The sequence below is a fragment of the Streptomyces sp. NPDC056600 genome (assembly GCF_042792855.1).
In the GTDB taxonomy this organism is placed as follows: domain Bacteria; phylum Actinomycetota; class Actinomycetes; order Streptomycetales; family Streptomycetaceae; genus Streptomyces.
The window spans coordinates 253537-269591 of the sequence record NZ_JBHTVQ010000001.1 but is presented as its reverse complement, the minus strand read 5'-3'; the positions used below and the strand labels follow the sequence as shown (position 1 = coordinate 269591).

At 72.8% G+C, this 16055-nt stretch carries 10 protein-coding genes; 4 read left to right on the top strand and 6 right to left on the bottom strand.

Going from position 1 to position 16055, the window contains the following annotated elements; all coding sequences use genetic code 11:
* Positions 1–531: 531 nt before the first annotated feature.
* Positions 532–2205, bottom strand: coding sequence for a cellulase family glycosylhydrolase (locus ACFRAV_RS01240; RefSeq protein WP_382550253.1), 1674 nt, complete (start codon positions 2203–2205; stop codon positions 532–534).
* A 746-nt stretch (positions 2206–2951) separates the two neighbouring features.
* Here ACFRAV_RS01240 and ACFRAV_RS01235 point away from each other — a divergent pair.
* A complete protein-coding gene (locus ACFRAV_RS01235) occupies positions 2952–4280 on the top strand; it encodes an endo-1,4-beta-xylanase (protein ID WP_382550251.1) in 1329 nt (442 codons plus the stop codon).
* A 221-nt stretch (positions 4281–4501) separates the two neighbouring features.
* On the opposite strand, the gene ACFRAV_RS01230 is transcribed toward ACFRAV_RS01235, so the two are convergent.
* Entirely contained in the window at positions 4502–5179 is a 678-nt protein-coding gene (locus tag ACFRAV_RS01230; RefSeq protein WP_382550249.1) for a helix-turn-helix domain-containing protein, read from the bottom strand.
* A 273-nt stretch (positions 5180–5452) separates the two neighbouring features.
* On the opposite strand from ACFRAV_RS01230, the gene ACFRAV_RS01225 reads away from it, so the two are divergent.
* The 3 genes from ACFRAV_RS01225 (at position 5453) to ACFRAV_RS01215 (ending at position 8562) form a co-directional block, all read left to right on the top strand.
* Positions 5453–6904: an NCS2 family permease gene (locus ACFRAV_RS01225; RefSeq protein WP_382550247.1), complete on the top strand. Its 1452-nt coding sequence runs from the start codon at positions 5453–5455 to the stop codon at positions 6902–6904.
* 139 nt (positions 6905–7043) lie between these two features.
* Positions 7044–7643 carry a cysteine hydrolase family protein gene (locus ACFRAV_RS01220; protein ID WP_382550245.1) on the top strand — a complete coding sequence of 200 codons (600 nt, stop codon included), beginning with the start codon at positions 7044–7046 and terminating at the stop codon, positions 7641–7643.
* Between the two features lie 10 nt (positions 7644–7653).
* Positions 7654–8562: a GlxA family transcriptional regulator gene (locus ACFRAV_RS01215; protein WP_382550243.1), complete on the top strand. Its 909-nt coding sequence runs from the start codon at positions 7654–7656 to the stop codon at positions 8560–8562.
* Between the two features lie 71 nt (positions 8563–8633).
* Here the strand turns inward: ACFRAV_RS01215 and ACFRAV_RS01210 are convergent, their stop codons facing one another.
* From ACFRAV_RS01210 to ACFRAV_RS01195, 4 genes are all read right to left on the bottom strand, one after another.
* Positions 8634–10841: a sulfatase-like hydrolase/transferase gene (locus ACFRAV_RS01210; RefSeq protein ID WP_382550241.1), complete on the bottom strand. Its 2208-nt coding sequence runs from the start codon at positions 10839–10841 to the stop codon at positions 8634–8636.
* Positions 10842–11157: 316 nt separating this feature from the next.
* Positions 11158–12885, bottom strand: a complete 1728-nt coding sequence (locus ACFRAV_RS01205) for a sulfatase (protein WP_382550239.1) — start codon at positions 12883–12885, stop codon at positions 11158–11160.
* A complete protein-coding gene (locus ACFRAV_RS01200; RefSeq protein ID WP_382550275.1) occupies positions 12882–13862 on the bottom strand; it encodes a formylglycine-generating enzyme family protein in 981 nt (326 codons plus the stop codon). Before ACFRAV_RS01200 ends, ACFRAV_RS01205 begins: the two co-directional genes overlap by 4 nt.
* 101 nt (positions 13863–13963) lie before the next feature.
* Positions 13964–15382, bottom strand: coding sequence for an arylsulfatase (locus tag ACFRAV_RS01195; RefSeq protein WP_382550237.1), 1419 nt, complete (start codon positions 15380–15382; stop codon positions 13964–13966).
* Between the last annotated feature and the right edge of the window lie 673 nt (positions 15383–16055).

The following is a 16055-nucleotide window of genomic DNA, read 5'->3' as shown; positions in this document are numbered from 1 at the left end:
CCATCCGGCCCCGTCTGCCCGGCCGGGGGCGGGGCCGTTGGGGGTCCTTGGTCCTCCCGGGGTTGTTGGGCGCGCTTGGGGTCCGCGGCGGGGGGGGGCGGGCCCGGCGGCGCCGGGACGGGGTGCCTGCGCGGACCGGTCAGAGGTGACCGGCGGCGACGGCACCGCCGTGGGGGCGCCGTGCGGCACTGCACACACGCATGAGATCGATGTGGCGGCGGGAGGTCAGCAGGGGCAGCGGGCGGATGGCGACGCGGACGGCGTCGCTCCCGAGGTCCGGTCCCGCACGGCCCATGTGATCCCCCATCGATCCACCAGGGTTCCTGAACGGAGTGTCAGGCGGCCCTTGAGCGACGTCAAGGGACCCGGCACGGTCCGTCGCCGGCGTCTCACCCTGTGGAAGGGGATGTCCACCGGCGGCCCGCGGCGGAACAAGCCGACAGCGGCCCCGCGGGGGAACGCGGACGCCCCGCCGGCGGACCGGCGGGGCGTCGTGGGCGGCCGTCACTGACGGGCGGCCGTCGGCACGGATCACAGGGCGGAGCAGGCCGCCCCGTTGAGGGTGAACGCGGCGGGAGCGGTGTTGGCGCTCCCCTTCGAGGCGAGGAAGCCCAGGGTCACGGAGCCGCCCGCCGCGATGGTGGTGGTGTAGGAGGCGGGGGTGACGGTCACCGCGGCGCCCGACTGGGCGACGGTGCCGCCCCACATGTTGCTGATCTTCTGGCCGTCGGCGAAGGAGAAGGCGAGCTTCCAGTTGCTGACCGCCGTGGTGGCGGTGTTGCGCAGGACGATCTCGCCCTGGAAGCCGCCGGACCACTGGTTGGTGATCTTGTAGCCCACCGCGCAGCTGCCGCTCGGGGTGTCCCCGCCGGGCTGCGTGGTGACCTGCAGGGTGGCCGAGTTGGCCGAGCGGTTGCCGGCCGCGTCGCGGGCCCGGACCGCGAAGGTGTAGGCGGTGCCCGCGGACAGGCCGCTCACCGTGGCGGAGGTGGTGGCCGAGGTGGCGACCACGGTCTGCGAGGTGCCGTCGACGCGGACCACCTCGTAGCCCGTCACGCCAACGTTGTCAGACGAGGCCGACCAGGTCAGGGCCACCGAGCTCGAGCTCACGGTGGACGCCTTCGGGGTGCCGGGGGCGGTGGGCGCCTGGGTGTCGCCGCCCGTGCCGCCGGAGTAGATCGTGGCCTCGCGGGAGGTCTGGGAGATGCCGTTGGCGCCCTTGAAGAAGCGGGTGCCCCAGCTGGTGAGGGAGGCGGCGTCGAAGTTGGTCGCCATGTCGAGGTACTCGACCCCGCCGCCGTTGCCGCTCCACGACCAGCCGATGTAGCCGATGCCGAGCGACTGCGCGGTCGCCATGATGGCGTCCTCGTCCGGGTTGCCGTCGCTGTGGTCGTGACCGAACTCGCCGACCACGATGGGCAGTTTGTTGGTGACGAAGGTGTTCAGGTAGCTCTGCACCTCGGCCGCCGTGTCGTACACGCCGTACATGTGGATCGAGAAGACGGTGTTGCGGTCCGGGTCGGAGGCGAAGACCGACGCGGCGTTGTCGCGCATCGTGTTCGACCAGTCCTGGCCCCAGTTGGGCGCGTCCACCATCAGCGCGTGCCGGAGGCCGGCGCCGCGCAGTGTGGCAATCGCGTTCTTGGTGGCGTCCGTCCAGCCGGTGTAGTTGTTGTTGCCCCACGGCTCGTTGCCGATGTTGATGACAACGTAGTCTTCCTGGCCCGCGAGAACGTCCTTGAGGCCGATCCAGTAATTCGCGGCCTGCTCCAGCGTGCCCGCGGCGGACTCCTCGCCGTACCCGGTGGTGTCGTGCACCTCCAGGACGCAGATCAGCTTGTTGGCCTTGCAGCGGTCGATCACGGCGGCCACGTCGGAGGCGCTGTTGGCGGTCCACCGGTGCCCGTCGGCGAGCACGACGCGGACGGTGTTGGCGCCGAGCGCCTTGATGTCGGCGAACGACTTCGTCTGGCTCTGGTACCAGGTGTGCGCGTGGTTGACCCCGCGCATCACGAAGGGGTTGCCGTTGCTCTCGACCACGCGGCCGTCGGTGACGCGGAGGCCGGCCGGGGCGGCCGCCGCCGCCTGGGCGGGCTCCTTGGCCTGGGCGGGTGCGGCGCCGAGGGCGAGCAGCCCGAGGAGCGTGGCCAGGGTGGCGATCACGGCCGCGAGGGGCCGTCGTCTTGGTGCGCGTGCGGTTCTCACTCTGCCTCCAGCAGTCCGGCGCCGGCTGTGTCCGGCCACCGGTGAGGGGGATGCGCGGAAAGGGGGACAGCAGGTTCTCGGGCCGTCGGTCCGAGAGGGTGGAACGCATATTTGGGAGCGCTCCCATGAATCCAGCCGGAAGGGTTCACGTCAAGGTTGAGGATGCGCCAAGAGTGCGAAAGCCCCACAGAAACATGAGAGTTGTCCAACCGCCCACGTCACGGGGCCCGCACGCGCCCCCACCGTCCCGGCCGCCGCCGCAACACCCCAGGGCGAGCGTGGCGCGATCGGACGTTGTCCTTCCGCCGCACTTTACGCACCCTTGACGTGGGAGCGCTCCCAACGAGCCCGGCCCTGGAACGGCGTCAACTCCGCCCCCTGATCCGCCCCGGCACCACGCTTGATCCATTCCCACCTGCGCCTCGTCGGCGGTTCCGCTCCGGCGGGGCGCCGTGTTGCGGCCCCGTGAGGCGAAAGTTGCGACGAAGTTTCGTAACAAAAATTGCTCCCCGGGGCGCAACTCCCCGTCCTGTTCGCTAATTTCTCGCCTCGCAGCGGTAAACGGCGCCTCACGGCACAGCTTGCGTTTCGATGCGGTACGAAAGTTTCGGTGAGGCGCCGTCCAAGCCGATCCGTTGCCTGTTCGATCCTGGCCACCCCCAGCGAAGGGTCGCAAGACAATGAAGATGCAGTCCTTGTGGCACACAGCCGCAAGAAAGGCGGTCGTCCTCGGGACGGCGGGCGCCATGGCCCTCGGAGGAATGGTCGCCCTGGCCGGCTCGGCCGAGGCGGCCACCACCCTCGGCGCCGCCGCCTCCGCGAAGGGCCGCTACTTCGGCACGGCGGTCGCGAACAACCGGCTCAGCGAGACGGACTACGTCAACACGCTGAACACCGAGTTCAACTCGGTGACGCCGGAGAACGAGATGAAGTGGGACGCGGTCGAGCCCAGCCGCGGCAGCTTCAACTTCGCCAACGCCGACAAGATCGTCAACCACGCCAAGAGCCGCAGCATGCAGGTCCGCGGCCACACCCTGGTCTGGCACTCGCAGCTGCCCAGCTGGGTCGGTTCGCTGAGCGCCGACGAGCTCCGCAAGGCCATGACCACCCACATCACCGAGGTGATGACCCACTACAAGGGCCAGATCGCGGCCTGGGACGTGGTGAACGAGGCCTACCAGGACGGCAGCAGCGGCGCCCGCCGCAGCTCGCCCTTCCAGGACAAGCTGGGCGCGGGGTACATCGAGGAGGCGTTCAAGATCGCGCGCTCCGTCGACCCGGCGGCCAAGCTCTGCTACAACGACTACAACACCGACGGGGTCAACGCGAAGTCGACGGCCGTGTACAACATGGTCAAGGACTTCAAGTCCCGTGGCGTGCCGATCGACTGCGTGGGCTTCCAGGGGCACTTCAACTCCAACTCCCCGGTCACCGCCGACTTCCAGCAGAACCTCGAGCGCTTCGCCGCTCTCGGCGTCGACGTCCAGCTCACCGAGGTGGACATCGAGGGCTCCGGCTCCACGCAGGCCGCCGACTACGAGAAGGTCGTCAAGGGCTGCCTGGCGGTGAGCCGTTGCACGGGCATCACCGTCTGGGGCGTCACCGACAAGTACTCCTGGCGCTCGAGCGGCACCCCGCTGCTCTTCGACGGCAGCTACCAGAAGAAGCCGGCGTACACCGCCGTCCTCAACGTGCTGAACGGCGGCACCACCACGCCTCCGACCAGCCCGCCGCCGTCGACGACGCAGCCGCCCACCAGCCCGCCGCCCGCCGGCAGCGGTTCCTGCACCGCGAGCTTCAAGGCCGACTCCTCGTGGTCGGGCGGCTACAACGGCACGGTGACCGTCAAGGCCGGCAGCGCCGCCATCAGCAAGTGGACCGTCACGCTGACCATGCCCTCCGGTCAGACCATCGCCTCGCTGTGGAACGGTGTCTCCACCACCAGCGGCAGCACGGTGACGGTCAAGAACGCCCCCCACAACGGCTCGCTCGCGGCCGGCGCCTCGACCAGCTTCGGCTTCACGGCGAACGGTGGCAGCACCGCTCCGACCGTGGCCGGGTGCTCGGTCTCCTGAACCCAGGCCCTCGGGCCTGACGGGGGACCTGCCGGTCCTGCCGGAACGGAGGACGTGCCCCCCTCCCCCGGCAGGCCGGTCCGGTTCCCGTGACCGTGTCCCCCACCACGGTCGGCCGCCGGCCACACGCCTTGTGGCCGGCGAACACCCCCCAGGCGCCCCCGCCGGATCCTCCGGCGGGGGCGTCCGCGTTCACACCGTTCGTGCCACGTGCCCGCCGGTCACCGGCTGCCGAGGCATTCCCAGAAGCGCTGGACGATGCCGTCGAGGTAGTTCTTCCCCTCCTCGCCGGAGGTGGCCGCGCCGGTGGCCCGGCTCAGCGTCCTGGCGATGAGGTTCTGGTACTCGCCGTGCATGACGCGTAAGGGTTCCTGCAGTTCGCGCTTCTCCATCGACAGCAGCCGCGCGACGGCGCGGATGTGCGCCTGCCACCGGGTGGACACCGCCTCCACGAGCAGCGCCGCGAGCTCGCCCTCGAGACCGGTGACGGCGACCATGTCGGGCGCCGCCAGCTGGAGGGTGCGGCCCAGCTGGGTGGACTGGTACGCGCTCCCCGTCCACCGTCCGGTCTCCTCCATGCGGAGGTAGTCACTCACGCCCATGCCGATCGAGTGGGCGACGTCCTCGGGGGCCATCCCGCGGGCCAGCCGGTGCTCCCGCAGGGTGCGCGGCGCGCCCATGAGGTCCCCGGGGGCACACCACAGGGCGCCGGCGAGCGCGGTCAGTTCCTGGAGGCTGGGCATGGCGACGCCACGTTCCCAGGCCGCGATGTGATCGGGCGTCACGTAGCTCATCCCGTAGGAGGCGCGCATTCCGTAGGCGACATGGCCGGGGGCCATCCCGAGCCTCTCGCGCAGCGTGCGGGCAGCGCGTGCGTTGAAAGGGAGTGGTGGGTGCACGGGCGGAGACTATGCAGTCACGGGGCGTTGTTCCATGGCCACTGTCTGCGGTGTCCCGATTGGGCGGGATAGATCACCCCGAGGTTCGTAGCTACCTACGAGAACGTGATGCATGATCAACTCAGCCTATACACAGAGGAGTTGTGACCTGGCGCGGGATGCGTATGATCCGCACCGCGAGACGCCGCACACACGTTCGTCACATCGTGCGGCGTGCTCCGTCCACGACGGCGCCCTCGCATCTCCCCCTGCCCGTTCGTCCCAGGAGACGTCATGCACAAAACAGATGCTGGTCCCGCCGCGCCGCCCTATCGGGGCGATGGTGGCGGCGGCGGTCTGGACCGGTTCTTCCGCATCAGCGAGCGGGGATCGACCCTCGGCCGGGAAGTCCGCGGCGGACTGGCCACCTTCTTCACCATGGCGTACATCCTGGTGCTCAACCCGATCATCCTGGGCAGCGCCAAGGACAAGTTCGGCGACCAGCTCGACGTCCCGCAGCTCGCCACGGCCACCGCCCTGGTCGCCGCGGTGATGACGGTGATCATGGGTGTGGGCGGCAACCTCCCGCTCGCCCTCGCCGCCGGTCTCGGGCTCAACGCGGTCGTCGCCTTCCAGATCGCCCCGCTGATGGCCTGGGACGACGCGATGGGCCTCGTCGTGCTCGAGGGCCTGCTGATCTGCGTGCTGGTGATGACCGGTCTGCGCGAGGCGATCATGCACGCCATCCCGCAGCCCCTGAAGCAGGCGATCAGCGTCGGCATCGGCCTGTTCATCGCCTTCATCGGCTTCGTCGACGCCGGCTTCGTCACCCGTATCCCGGACGCCGCCAACACCACCGTCCCCGTGCAGCTGGGCACCGGCACCCTCGGCGGCTGGCCGATCCTCGTCTTCTGCCTCGGCGTCCTGGTGACGATCGTGCTGCTCGCCCGCAAGGTGAAGGGCGCCATCCTCATCAGCATCGTCCTGATGACGCTGCTGGCCATCGTCATCAACGCGCTGGCCGACGTGAAGAGCTGGGGCCTGACCACCCCGGCGCTGCCCGACAACCCGGTCGCGAGCCCCGACTTCGGGCTGCTCTTCCAGTTCGACCTGTTCGGCTCCTTCGGTCAGGTGACCGTGCTGACCGTGGTCCTGCTGATCTTCACGCTGATCCTGTCGGACTTCTTCGACACCATGGGCACGGTCGTCGGCGTCACCGCCGAGGCCGGACTGCTCGACGAGCGGGGCCAGGTTCCCGGCCTGAGCCGCGTCCTGCTGATCGACGGCGCCGCGGCGGTCGCCGGCGGTGTGGCCTCCTCCTCGTCCGCCACCACCTACGTGGAGTCCGCGGCCGGTGTCGGCGAGGGCGCCCGCACGGGCTTCGCCAGCCTGGTCACGGGCGGCATGTTCGCCCTCGCGCTCTTCTTCACCCCGCTGCTGACCATGGTCCCGATGCAGGCGGCCTCCCCCGCGCTGGTGGCGGTCGGCTTCCTGATGATGACGCAGGTCCGGCACATCGAGTGGGACCGCTACGACGTGGCGATACCCGCCTTCCTGACGATCACCGTCATGCCGTTCACGTACTCGATCACCAACGGCATCGGCGCCGGCTTCGTCGCCTACGTGGTCATCAAGGCGTGCCTGGGCCGGGCCCGCGAGGTCCACTGGCTGCTGTGGGGCACCGCGGTGCTCTTCCTGGCCTACTTCGCCATCGGCCCGATCGAGATGCTGCTGGGCGTCAAGTAGGGCGCACCTCCCCCGCGGCCGGTGTCGCAGGCGGCCTGTGCGGCCGCCGGACACCGGCCGTGGCCATGACCGGATCGGTCCGCCGCCGGACCCGATGGGGCCTGGTCCGGGCCGCCGCCGGTGGCCGAGGCTTGAGGGCATGAACAGAGCACTGATCGTCATCGACGTCCAGGAGTCCTTCCGTGCCGGCCCGCAGTGGGAGGCGATCTCCGACCCCGAGATCGCCGGCAAGGTGAACCGGCTGGTCCGCCTCGCCCGCGCCGCCGGCGACCTGGTGGTGTGGGTGCTGCACTCCGAACCCGGCACCGGGGGCCTCTTCGACCCGGCGCTCGGCCAGGTGCGCCTGATGGAGGAGCTGCGGCGGGCGGAGGGCGAGCCGCTGATCCACAAGACCTCCCACAACGCGTTCACCACCACCAACCTCCAGCAGCTGCTCACCGAGCGCGGCATCGGTGAGCTCACCGTGTGCGGCATCCGCACCGAGCAGTGCGTGGAGACCACCACCCGGGTCGCCTCCGACCTCGGCTACCGGGTCACCTTCGTCGTCGACGCCACCGCCACCGGTCCGATCCCGCACCGCGACGCCCCCGCCGGCCGGAGCATCGCCGAGATCCTGGCCGACCCGCGCACACTGCCGGCCGAGGAGGTCGTCCGGCGCACCGAGTACGCCCTCGCGGGGCGGTTCGCCACCGTCACGACGGTCGGCCGGCTGGAGGCCGGGGCGGCTCTTGCGGCATGATGACCGGATCGTGAGCCGAGTCGTCTTCCTCCTGGTGCCCGGAGTCCATCTGCTGGACCTGGCCGGGCCCGCGCAGGTCTTCTCCACCGCGGCCGACCAGGGGCACCGCTACAGCCTCTCCTACGTGGCCGAGCGGTCCCCGGTCGCCACCGCGCAGGGTCTGCCGGTGGCGGCGGACACCGCGTGGCCGCATCTCTCCCCCGAGGACCTGGTCCTCGTCCCCGGCTGGCGGACCGACGGCCGCAGCGGCGGCCCGGAGGCCGGGGACCCCGCGCTGCGGGTGCTGCGGGAGCACCACGCGCGGGGCGGCACGGTGGCCAGCGTCTGCGCGGGGGCGCTGGCGCTGGCCCGGGCCGGTCTGCTCGACGGGCGTACCTGCACCACCCATCACGACGTGCAGGAGGCACTGGCCAGGAGCCACCCGAAGGCCCAGGTGGTGCGCGACGTCCTGTTCACCACGGACGACAGGGTGATCACCTCGGCCGGCATCGCCAGCGGCATCGACCTGGCCCTGCACCTCGTCGCCACCCGCCACGGTCCCGCGGCCGCCGCGCGGGTGGCCCGGCAGATGGTGGTCTACGCCCGCCGCAACGGCGACCAGCCGCAGGACAGCGCCATGCTCCGGCACCGGTCCCACCTCGACGACGTGGTCCATCGCGCCCAGGACGTCCTGGACGCCCGGTTCGACCGCCCGCTGCGGCTGGCCGCCCTGGCCGCCGCCGTCGGCGTCAGCGAGCGCACCCTGTCCCGCCACTTCACCCGGGCCACCGGCCTCACCCCGCTGCGCTACCAGCAGGCGCTGCGGCTGGAGCACGCCGAGCACCTGATCGGCCACGGGGCGACGGTGGAGGCGGCGGCCCGCTCCGCCGGGTTCGAGGACCCGCGCATGCTGCGGCGGCTGCGGGGCCGCGCGTCCTGAGGACGGGAGGGGACGGGGAGGGCGGCGCCCCGTCCGCGACGGCGCCGCCCCTCGCCCGGCCTCCGGTGGGGTCAGCCGACGCGGAGGTGCGCCGCGGCCCAGGAGGTGTGGTCGTAGGAGGTGCTGCTGTTCGCGTTCCGCACCACCAGGCGCAGCAGCCGCACGCCGGTGACGTCCACGTCCACCGGGCGCGGCCCGCCGGCGGCGGTGAGCAGGCCGCTGTCGTACAGCCGCACCCCGTCCCCCCAGACCTCCGCGCTCGTGCCGCCGGCCGCGCTCTGCCGGGCGGAGAAGTCGTCGATGCCGACCACCGAGGTGAACCGGGAGGCGTTGCCGCCCAGGTGGTAGACGATCTCCGAGGGGGCGTGCACGCCCAGGCCCTTGGCGTAGGTCACGCCGCCGAAGCTGATGGGGGTGCCGTCGCCCGCGGCCTTCTTGCCGTTGGAGGTGTCGCGTTCCACCGGGCCCCACCCGTTGGCCGCCGAGAGCCACGGCAGGTCGCTGAGGTAGGCGTCGGCGGTGGGCGGCGGCGGAGGCGTGGCGACCGTGCCCCAGGCGTCGAAGCGGACGTGGTGGTGCCCGTGCACGGCACTCCCCTCCGCGCGCAGCGTCCAGGCGGCGGCGGGGGTCCCGTCGGCGGGAGGGGTGATCCGCCAGGTGGTCCGCAGTGCCGCGCCGGGGGCGAGGTCCTCCGCCGGTTCCGGGGCGACGGGGCCGGCCTGCCATCCGTCGGGCGCCGTCAGCCTGACGCGGGGCCGGGTCCAGGGCTGCGCGGTCGCGTTGGTGAGCACGGCCGTCACCGTGAACGCCTCGCCGGGGAAGACCAGTTCGGGCGTCGTGAGCCGGACGCCGTACCCCTCGCGGGCGTAGGGCTCCGTCCAGGCGTCCCGCAGCAGGGCGGTGAGCTGCTCCGTGAGCCCGGGGTGGGCGGCGTGCACGTCGGTGGTCTCGCCGGGGTCCGTCGCCAGGTCGTAGAGCTCGAACTGCCATTGCTCGTCGGGGACGGAACGGTCGCGTGCGGGGGCGAACCGCACCGCCTTCCAGCGGTCGCGCCGCACCGCCTCGGCGAGGGTGTCGATGCGGCCCTTGTCGGCCGCCTTGGCCCGTGCCGTCGACCCGGGGTCGTTGCGGTACCAGTACAGGTGGTCGTGGGCGGGCGCGGCGCCTTCGCCGACCAGCAGCGGCGCCAGGGACAGCCCGTCGATGTCGCGGGGCGCCGGGGCGCCGGCGAGTTCGGCGAGGGTCGGCAGGACGTCCGTCGACGGGGTGATCCGGTCCTCGGTGGCGCCGGCGGCCACGGTGCCGGGCCACCGGGCCAGGAGGGGGACCCGCACGCCTCCTTCGTAGAGGTTGCGCTTGTAGCCCTTGAGGGGGCCGTTGGCGTCGAAGAGGTCGGGGTTCACGCCTCCCTCCTCGTGGGGCCCGTTGTCGCTGGTCACCAGCAGCAGCGTGTGCCGGTCGACGCCGGCGCGCCGCAGGGCGTCCACGACCGATCCGGCCAGGGTGTCGAGGCGGGTGATCTGTGCCGCGTGGCCCTTGTCGGCCGTGCTCCACGGCCGGTCGGCGTAGGCCTCGGCGTCGGGGATGTCGCTGGGCGCGTGGGGGATGTTGGGGGTCAGGTACAGCAGGAAGGGCTCGTCGGCGTGCTCGGCGATGAAGGCCTCGGCGCGCTGCTCGATCAGGTCGACGGCGTAGACGCCCTTGCCGCCGTCCGCGTTCTCCGGCAGCGCGACGCGCTCCCCGTTGTGCCACAGGTGGTCCGGGAAGTACTGGTGGGCGTGGCCGTGGGTGAGGTACCCGTAGAACTCCTCGAAGCCTCGGCGGTTGGGGTGGCTCGCCTGGTCCGGCTCCTCCGGGCCGAAGCCCCACTTGCCGATGCAGGCCGTGCGGTAGCCGCGGGACCTCAGCACCTCGGCGAAGGTGGTGTCGTCGTCGCCGAGCGAGCCCTGCGGGCCGCCGAAGGGGTTCTCCCGCACCGGCGCGTGGCCGCCGTGCAGTCCGGTCAGCAGCGAGGCGCGGGACGGCGCGCAGACGGCGGCGGCCGCGTAGGCCTGGGTGAAGCGGGTTCCCTCGGCGGCGATGCGGTCCAGGCGCGGGGTGCGGACCAGCCGCTGGCCGTACGCGCCGAGGTCGCCGTACCCGAGGTCGTCCGCGAGCAGGACCACGATGTTGGGACGTCTGCCGGGCGGCGGGCCGGCGGCCGCGGCGGGGGCGGCGGACAGCGCGGCCGCGCCGAGGGCGACCGCGGATCCGGCGAGGAATTGTCGGCGGCTGGGCACGGAGGGCTCCTTCGTGAGGGTGGGCCGTGGTCGGGGGCGCGGGCCACGGGGAGGGGCGTCGGCCGAGGGAGGAGGGGCCCACCGAGGGGGCCGTGCCTGGCCGAGGAGGCGGGCCCCGGCCGAGGAAGGCGGGCCTTGGCCGAGGGGGCAGGAACAGGGGGCCAGGCCCTGGCCGAGGGGGCAGGCCCAGGGGGGCCAGGCCCTGGCCGAGGGAGCAGGCCTTGCCGAGGGGGGCCGGGCCGAGGGAGCAGGCCCTGCCGAGGGGGGCCGGGCCGAGGGGGGCCGGGCGGTTGTGCCCGGCCCCCTTCGGCGTCGCTCAGTGGGCGGCGGGGCCCTCGAGGACCACCGGTACCTCCTCCCCCGGTGCGACGACCAGCGTCTGCGCCCGGTGCCGGGAGACGTGGCCGTCGGCGTAGGTCTCGCCGGTGACCGTGAAGGTCAGCGGGGCGTGGCCCTCGCGGAGGGTGGCCAGCGGGGCGTCGAGCCGGTCCAGCCAGCGGATCAGCTTGTGCCCCAGCCGGTGGACCACCTGCGGCTCGCGGGCGGCCAGGTCGTCCTGCTCGCCGATGTCGGCGACCACGTCGTACAACTCCCAGCGGCGGCTCTCGTAGTCGTAGATCAGCTTCCAGCGGCCGGACCGGACCACCGACTGCGGATGCTGGTCGCGGGCCTCGTCGACGAGGTATCCGGGCAGGTGCCAGTAGAGGGCGTCCCGGTCCGGGGCCCCGGTCGCGTCGGAGAGCAGCCCGCTCAGGTCGGCGCCGTCCAGCGGCTGGTCCGCCGGGACGTCCGCGCCGCCCAGGGCGGAGAAGGTGGTGTGCAGGTCGGCGCTGTAGACCGGCGTGTGGTGCACGGTGTGCCCGCGCACCAGGTCCGGGTCGCCGCTCCAGGCGATGAGCGGAACGCGCAGGCCGCCTTCCCTCAGCTCCCCCTTCTCGCCGCGCAGCGGGCCGTTGTCGGTGAACCGTCCGACCCCGCCGTTGTCGCCGGTGAAGACGACGACCGTGTTGTCGGCCAGGACGTGGCCCGGACGCCGGGGGTCGGCGGTGGTCTCCAGGTGCTCGACCACCCGGGCCACGCTCTGGTCGAGCCCTTCGACGAGGGCCCCGTAGGCGGGGTCGGACGGGCCGGTCCCCGGCGCCTTGGCCCGGTACTTGGCGAGCAGGTCGGCGCGCGCCTGCTTGTCCCCCACCGGCGTGTGGACGGCGTAGGGACTGAGGAAGGCGAAGAACGGCTGGGCCTTGTTGCGGTCCACGAAGTCGATCGTGGCGTCCGCCAGCGCGTCCGAGACGTGCTTGTCGGTGCCGACGAGGGCGTCGACGGCGGCGGGGTCGGTGCCGTGGGCGTAGGGCTTGATGTTCTCGTCGACGTACCGCTGCGTGTAGTCGGCGGCGAAGGCGTCCAGCTCCGGCCCGATCTGCTGGACGAACCTGCCGTTCTGCGCGTGGTAGGCGCCGGGGGCGCCGGCGTGGGTGCCGCCGACGTTCTCGTCGAAGCCGTGCAGCGCGGTGATGTCGGACGGGGTCGCCGCGACGTGGAACTTGCCCAGGTAACCGGTGGTGTAGCCGGCGCCCTGGAGCCGTTCGCCGACGGTGACCGCCTCGGCGGGCAGCGCGACGTCCTCGTCGGGCAGGCCCTGCGGGGGCCCGACCAGCAGGGTGTCGTCCCCGCCGCGGTTGAGGTCGTCGACGAGGTAGATGTTGTTGGTGGGCCGCGGGGCGTAGAGGCCGGTGAGCAGGGCCGCGCGGGTCGGCGCGCAGTTCGGGGAGGCGTAGGCGTTGTCGAACGCGGCTCCCTCCTGGGCGAGCCGCTCCAGGGTCGGCGTCTCGTAGAAGTCGTTCGGGTTGCCCTGGTTGGTCAGCGGGCTGCTCAGGTCGGTCCAGCCGAAGTCGTCGCCGAGCACGAACACGATGTTCGGGCGTTCGCCCCCCGGCTGTCGTGCTCCGGCCGCCTCCGGGGCGGTGGCCGGCGGACCGGCGGCGGTCAGGGTGAGGGCGACCGGGAGCGCGAGCAGGCCCAGGCGCCGGAAATGGCGGTGTCTCATGACGGGTCCTCGGGGGTGAGGGGGTGCACGGGTTGGTCCGGGGAGTCGTTGGCGCAGCGGAAGCCGATGTTCCCGGTGGCCGAGTCGGCGGTGTTGGCGGACCGGGCGGCGACCCGGTAGCGGTAGCAGTAAGAGTCGTGGCACAGGTAGGAGCCGCCCCGCATGACACGGGGCGCCGAGCGGCCGGGGTCGTGCCAGGGGCCCCGGGGGTCGTCCACGGGCGTCGGGGCGGCACGGTCCGCGTAGGCGTCGGCCGCGAAGGTGTCGGCGCACCATTCCCAGACGTTGCCGACCATGTTCCACAGCCCGTAGGCGTTGGGCCGGTAGGACTTCACCGGCGCGGTCGTGACGTGGCCGTCCTCGGCGGTGTTGTGGGTGGGGAAGGTGCCCTGCCAGATGTTGCACATCCAGCGGCCGCGCGGATTCAGCTCGTTCCCCCAGGGGAACCTGGCGCCTTCGAGACCTCCGCGGGCGGCGAACTCCCACTCCGCCTCGGTGGGCAGCCGCTTGCCCGCCCAGGCGCAGTAGGCCTGCGCGTCGTTCCAGCTGACCTGTGTCACCGGGTGGTTCTGCAGCCCGGCGACCGAGGACAGCGGTCCGGCGGGCCGCCGCCAGGAGGCGCCCCGCACGGTCATCCACCACGGGGCGCCCGCGGCCTGCCCGAGCACGTCGGCGCGGTCGGCCCGGACCGCGAGGTGGAAGACGGCCGAGACGCCGAGCCGTTCGGCGTCGGTGACGTATCCGGTGTCCTTCACGAACGCGGCGAACGCGGCGTTGGTGACCGTGGTCGCGTCGATCAGGAAGGACGGCAGCCGCACCGCGTGCACGGGTCCCTCGCCATCGGCGGCGTACCCCTCGCCGTGGGCGTCGCCCATCGCGAACGTGCCGCCCCCCAGGCGCACCTGGCCCCGGGTGGTGCGGTCCGCCGGCGCGGGGCGGAAGGGGCCGGGAGGCCCGACCGTGACGGTGTCGATCAGCGGGCCGCCGTCGGCCTGCGGTGCGCCGCACGACCCGTGGCCGTGACCGGGGCCGGCGTTCTGGCTGTGGCTTCCCGCCGAGGGTGCGCAGCAGCTCACGGTCAGCCTCCCGCCACCGCGTCGGCGAGCAGGCGCTCCGCCTTGCGGACGAGCGCGGGGTGCCGGGCCGCGAGATCGGTGCTCTCGCCGGCGTCCTGGTTCAGGTGGTAGAGCTCGACCGGTCCGCCCTTGGGCCGCACGGCCTTCCAGTTGCCGAACCGCACGGCCTGGTCCTTGCGGTCGTGCTCCCAGAACAGGTAGTCGTGCGCGGGCTGTTCGCGGCCGGTCAGGGCGGGCACGAAGGAGATCCCGTCCAGCGCGGGCGGGACCGGCGCCCCGGCCACCTCGGCGAACGTCGGGAGGAAGTCCCAGACCGCGACCGGGTCGTGCACGACGGAGCCCGGCGCGACGCCGCCGTCGGCCCGCAGCGCCTCGGGCAGCCGGACGATCAGCGGGATCCGGATGCCTCCCTCGTACACGGTGAACTTGACGCCGCGCAGAGGGCCGTTGCTGTCGAAGAACTCCGGGTCGTGCGGCAGCGTGCTGCCGACGTGCTCGAAGTTGGCGCCCGCCGTGTGCGGTCCGTTGTCACTCGCCACCAACACGAGGGTGTTCCCGGCGAGGCCGAGTTCGTCCAGCCGGGACAGGACCCGGCCGATCTCCGCGTCGACGTGGGTGATCTGGGCGGCGTGGTTGCGTTCGCCCTGGGGCCAGTCCTCGTCGCTGTACGGGGCGTCGCTGGGGATCTCGTTCGGGGCGTGCGGCGTGGTGTAGGCGAGGTTGAGGAAGAACGGCTCGTCCTGGTTGCGCTCGATGAAGTCCAGCGCCTCCTGGGTGAACAGGTCGGTGGCGTAGGTGACGTCGGCGTCCGCGTTCTCCGGGAAGCGGACCTTGGCGCCGTCGCGCCAGAGGTAGGTGGGCCAGTAGTCGTGGGCGTGCGTCTGGTTGATGTAGCCGAAGAAGTGGTCGAAGCCCTGGCGGTTGGGGTGGCTCGGGTTGTCGCCGTTGTCCGGGCCCAGGCCCCACTTGCCGATGATCCCCGTGGTGTAGCCGGCGTCGCGGAGCACCTCGCCGACCGTGACGTCCTCGGCCCGGAGTCCCTTGCCCGCGTCGCTGTTGGCCTTCACCGTCGCGTGGCCGGTGTGCAGTCCGGTCAGCAGGGAGGCGCGGGTGGGCGCGCAGGACGGCGCGGCGTAGGCCTGGGTGAAGCGGGCGCCCTGGGCAGCGAGGTCGTCGAGCACCGGGGTGCGGATGGTCCGCTGGCCGTAGGAGCCGAGTTCGCCGCTGCCGAGGTCGTCGAGCAGGATCAGCAGGATGTTCGGCGCCCTGCGGCCGGCGGCCGCGTCCGCCGCCGCCTCGGACGCCTCGGTGATCGCGGAGGCGGGACGGGTCGTCGCCGTGGCCAGGGCGGCGACCGCCGATGCGGCCGCGCCGGCCAGCAGCGCTCTTCGGGAGAGGCCGGTGCGGGGCGTCGTGCTCATGGAGGGACCTTTCGACGGGCGGGCCGCTGGACGGCCGGAGGGGTGCGGGGGCTGCCGGGGGGCTGCGGTGTGCGGTGTGTGGGGTGGGGGTGGGGCGGGATGAAGGGTGGGGGGAGTGCCGAGTGATGCCGGGTGCGGGGTGTCGGCGGCGCGAGGTGGTGGGGTGCCGGCGTGCCAGGGTGGCGATGCGGCAGGGTGTGCCGGACGGCGCGCGGCGGGGTGCCGACATGGCTGGGTGGCGGGGTGGCCGGGTGTGCCGGACAGCGCACGGCGGGGTGCGGGCGGGAAACGGAAGGCCGCGCACGCACCCCGACGGTCCGCCGGGCTGCGCGACGCGATCCGCGCGGCCGGACGGGGTGCCGGCCGACGGAGGGAAGAGGCCTGGGCCGTTCGCGCGGGGCCGCGCCGTTCGGGCGCGTGCGGGCGGGGACGGCGTCCGGGCCGGCCGGCGGGTGGCCGGTGGTCCGGGAGGAGGCGTTCGCGGTCGTGCGCAGACTCTGCGCGGAGTCGCGACGGAGGTCGGGGCTCAGCGACAGATCTGGTCGAAGTGGTCGGCGCGGCGCGTCGGCCAGAAGGCGTCGAGCGGCACGGGCCGGCCCGCACGGGCGAACGGCATGAGGGAATTCGATCACGCGATCGACGCCGACTCCACGGTTCCGGCGGGGCTGCAACA

Bases quoted from the DNA above. Each gene is read 5' to 3' on its own strand.
- ACFRAV_RS01235 (WP_382550251.1), top strand. From the start codon at position 2,952: ATGGCCCTCGGAGGAATGGTCGCCCTGGCCGGCTCGGCCGAGGCGGCC.
- ACFRAV_RS01225 (WP_382550247.1), top strand. From the start codon at position 5,453: ATGCACAAAACAGATGCTGGTCCCGCCGCGCCGCCCTATCGGGGCGAT.
- ACFRAV_RS01220 (WP_382550245.1), top strand. From the start codon at position 7,044: ATGAACAGAGCACTGATCGTCATCGACGTCCAGGAGTCCTTCCGTGCC.
- ACFRAV_RS01205 (WP_382550239.1), bottom strand. From the start codon at position 12,885: ATGAGACACCGCCATTTCCGGCGCCTGGGCCTGCTCGCGCTCCCGGTC.
- ACFRAV_RS01195 (WP_382550237.1), bottom strand. From the start codon at position 15,382: ATGAGCACGACGCCCCGCACCGGCCTCTCCCGAAGAGCGCTGCTGGCC.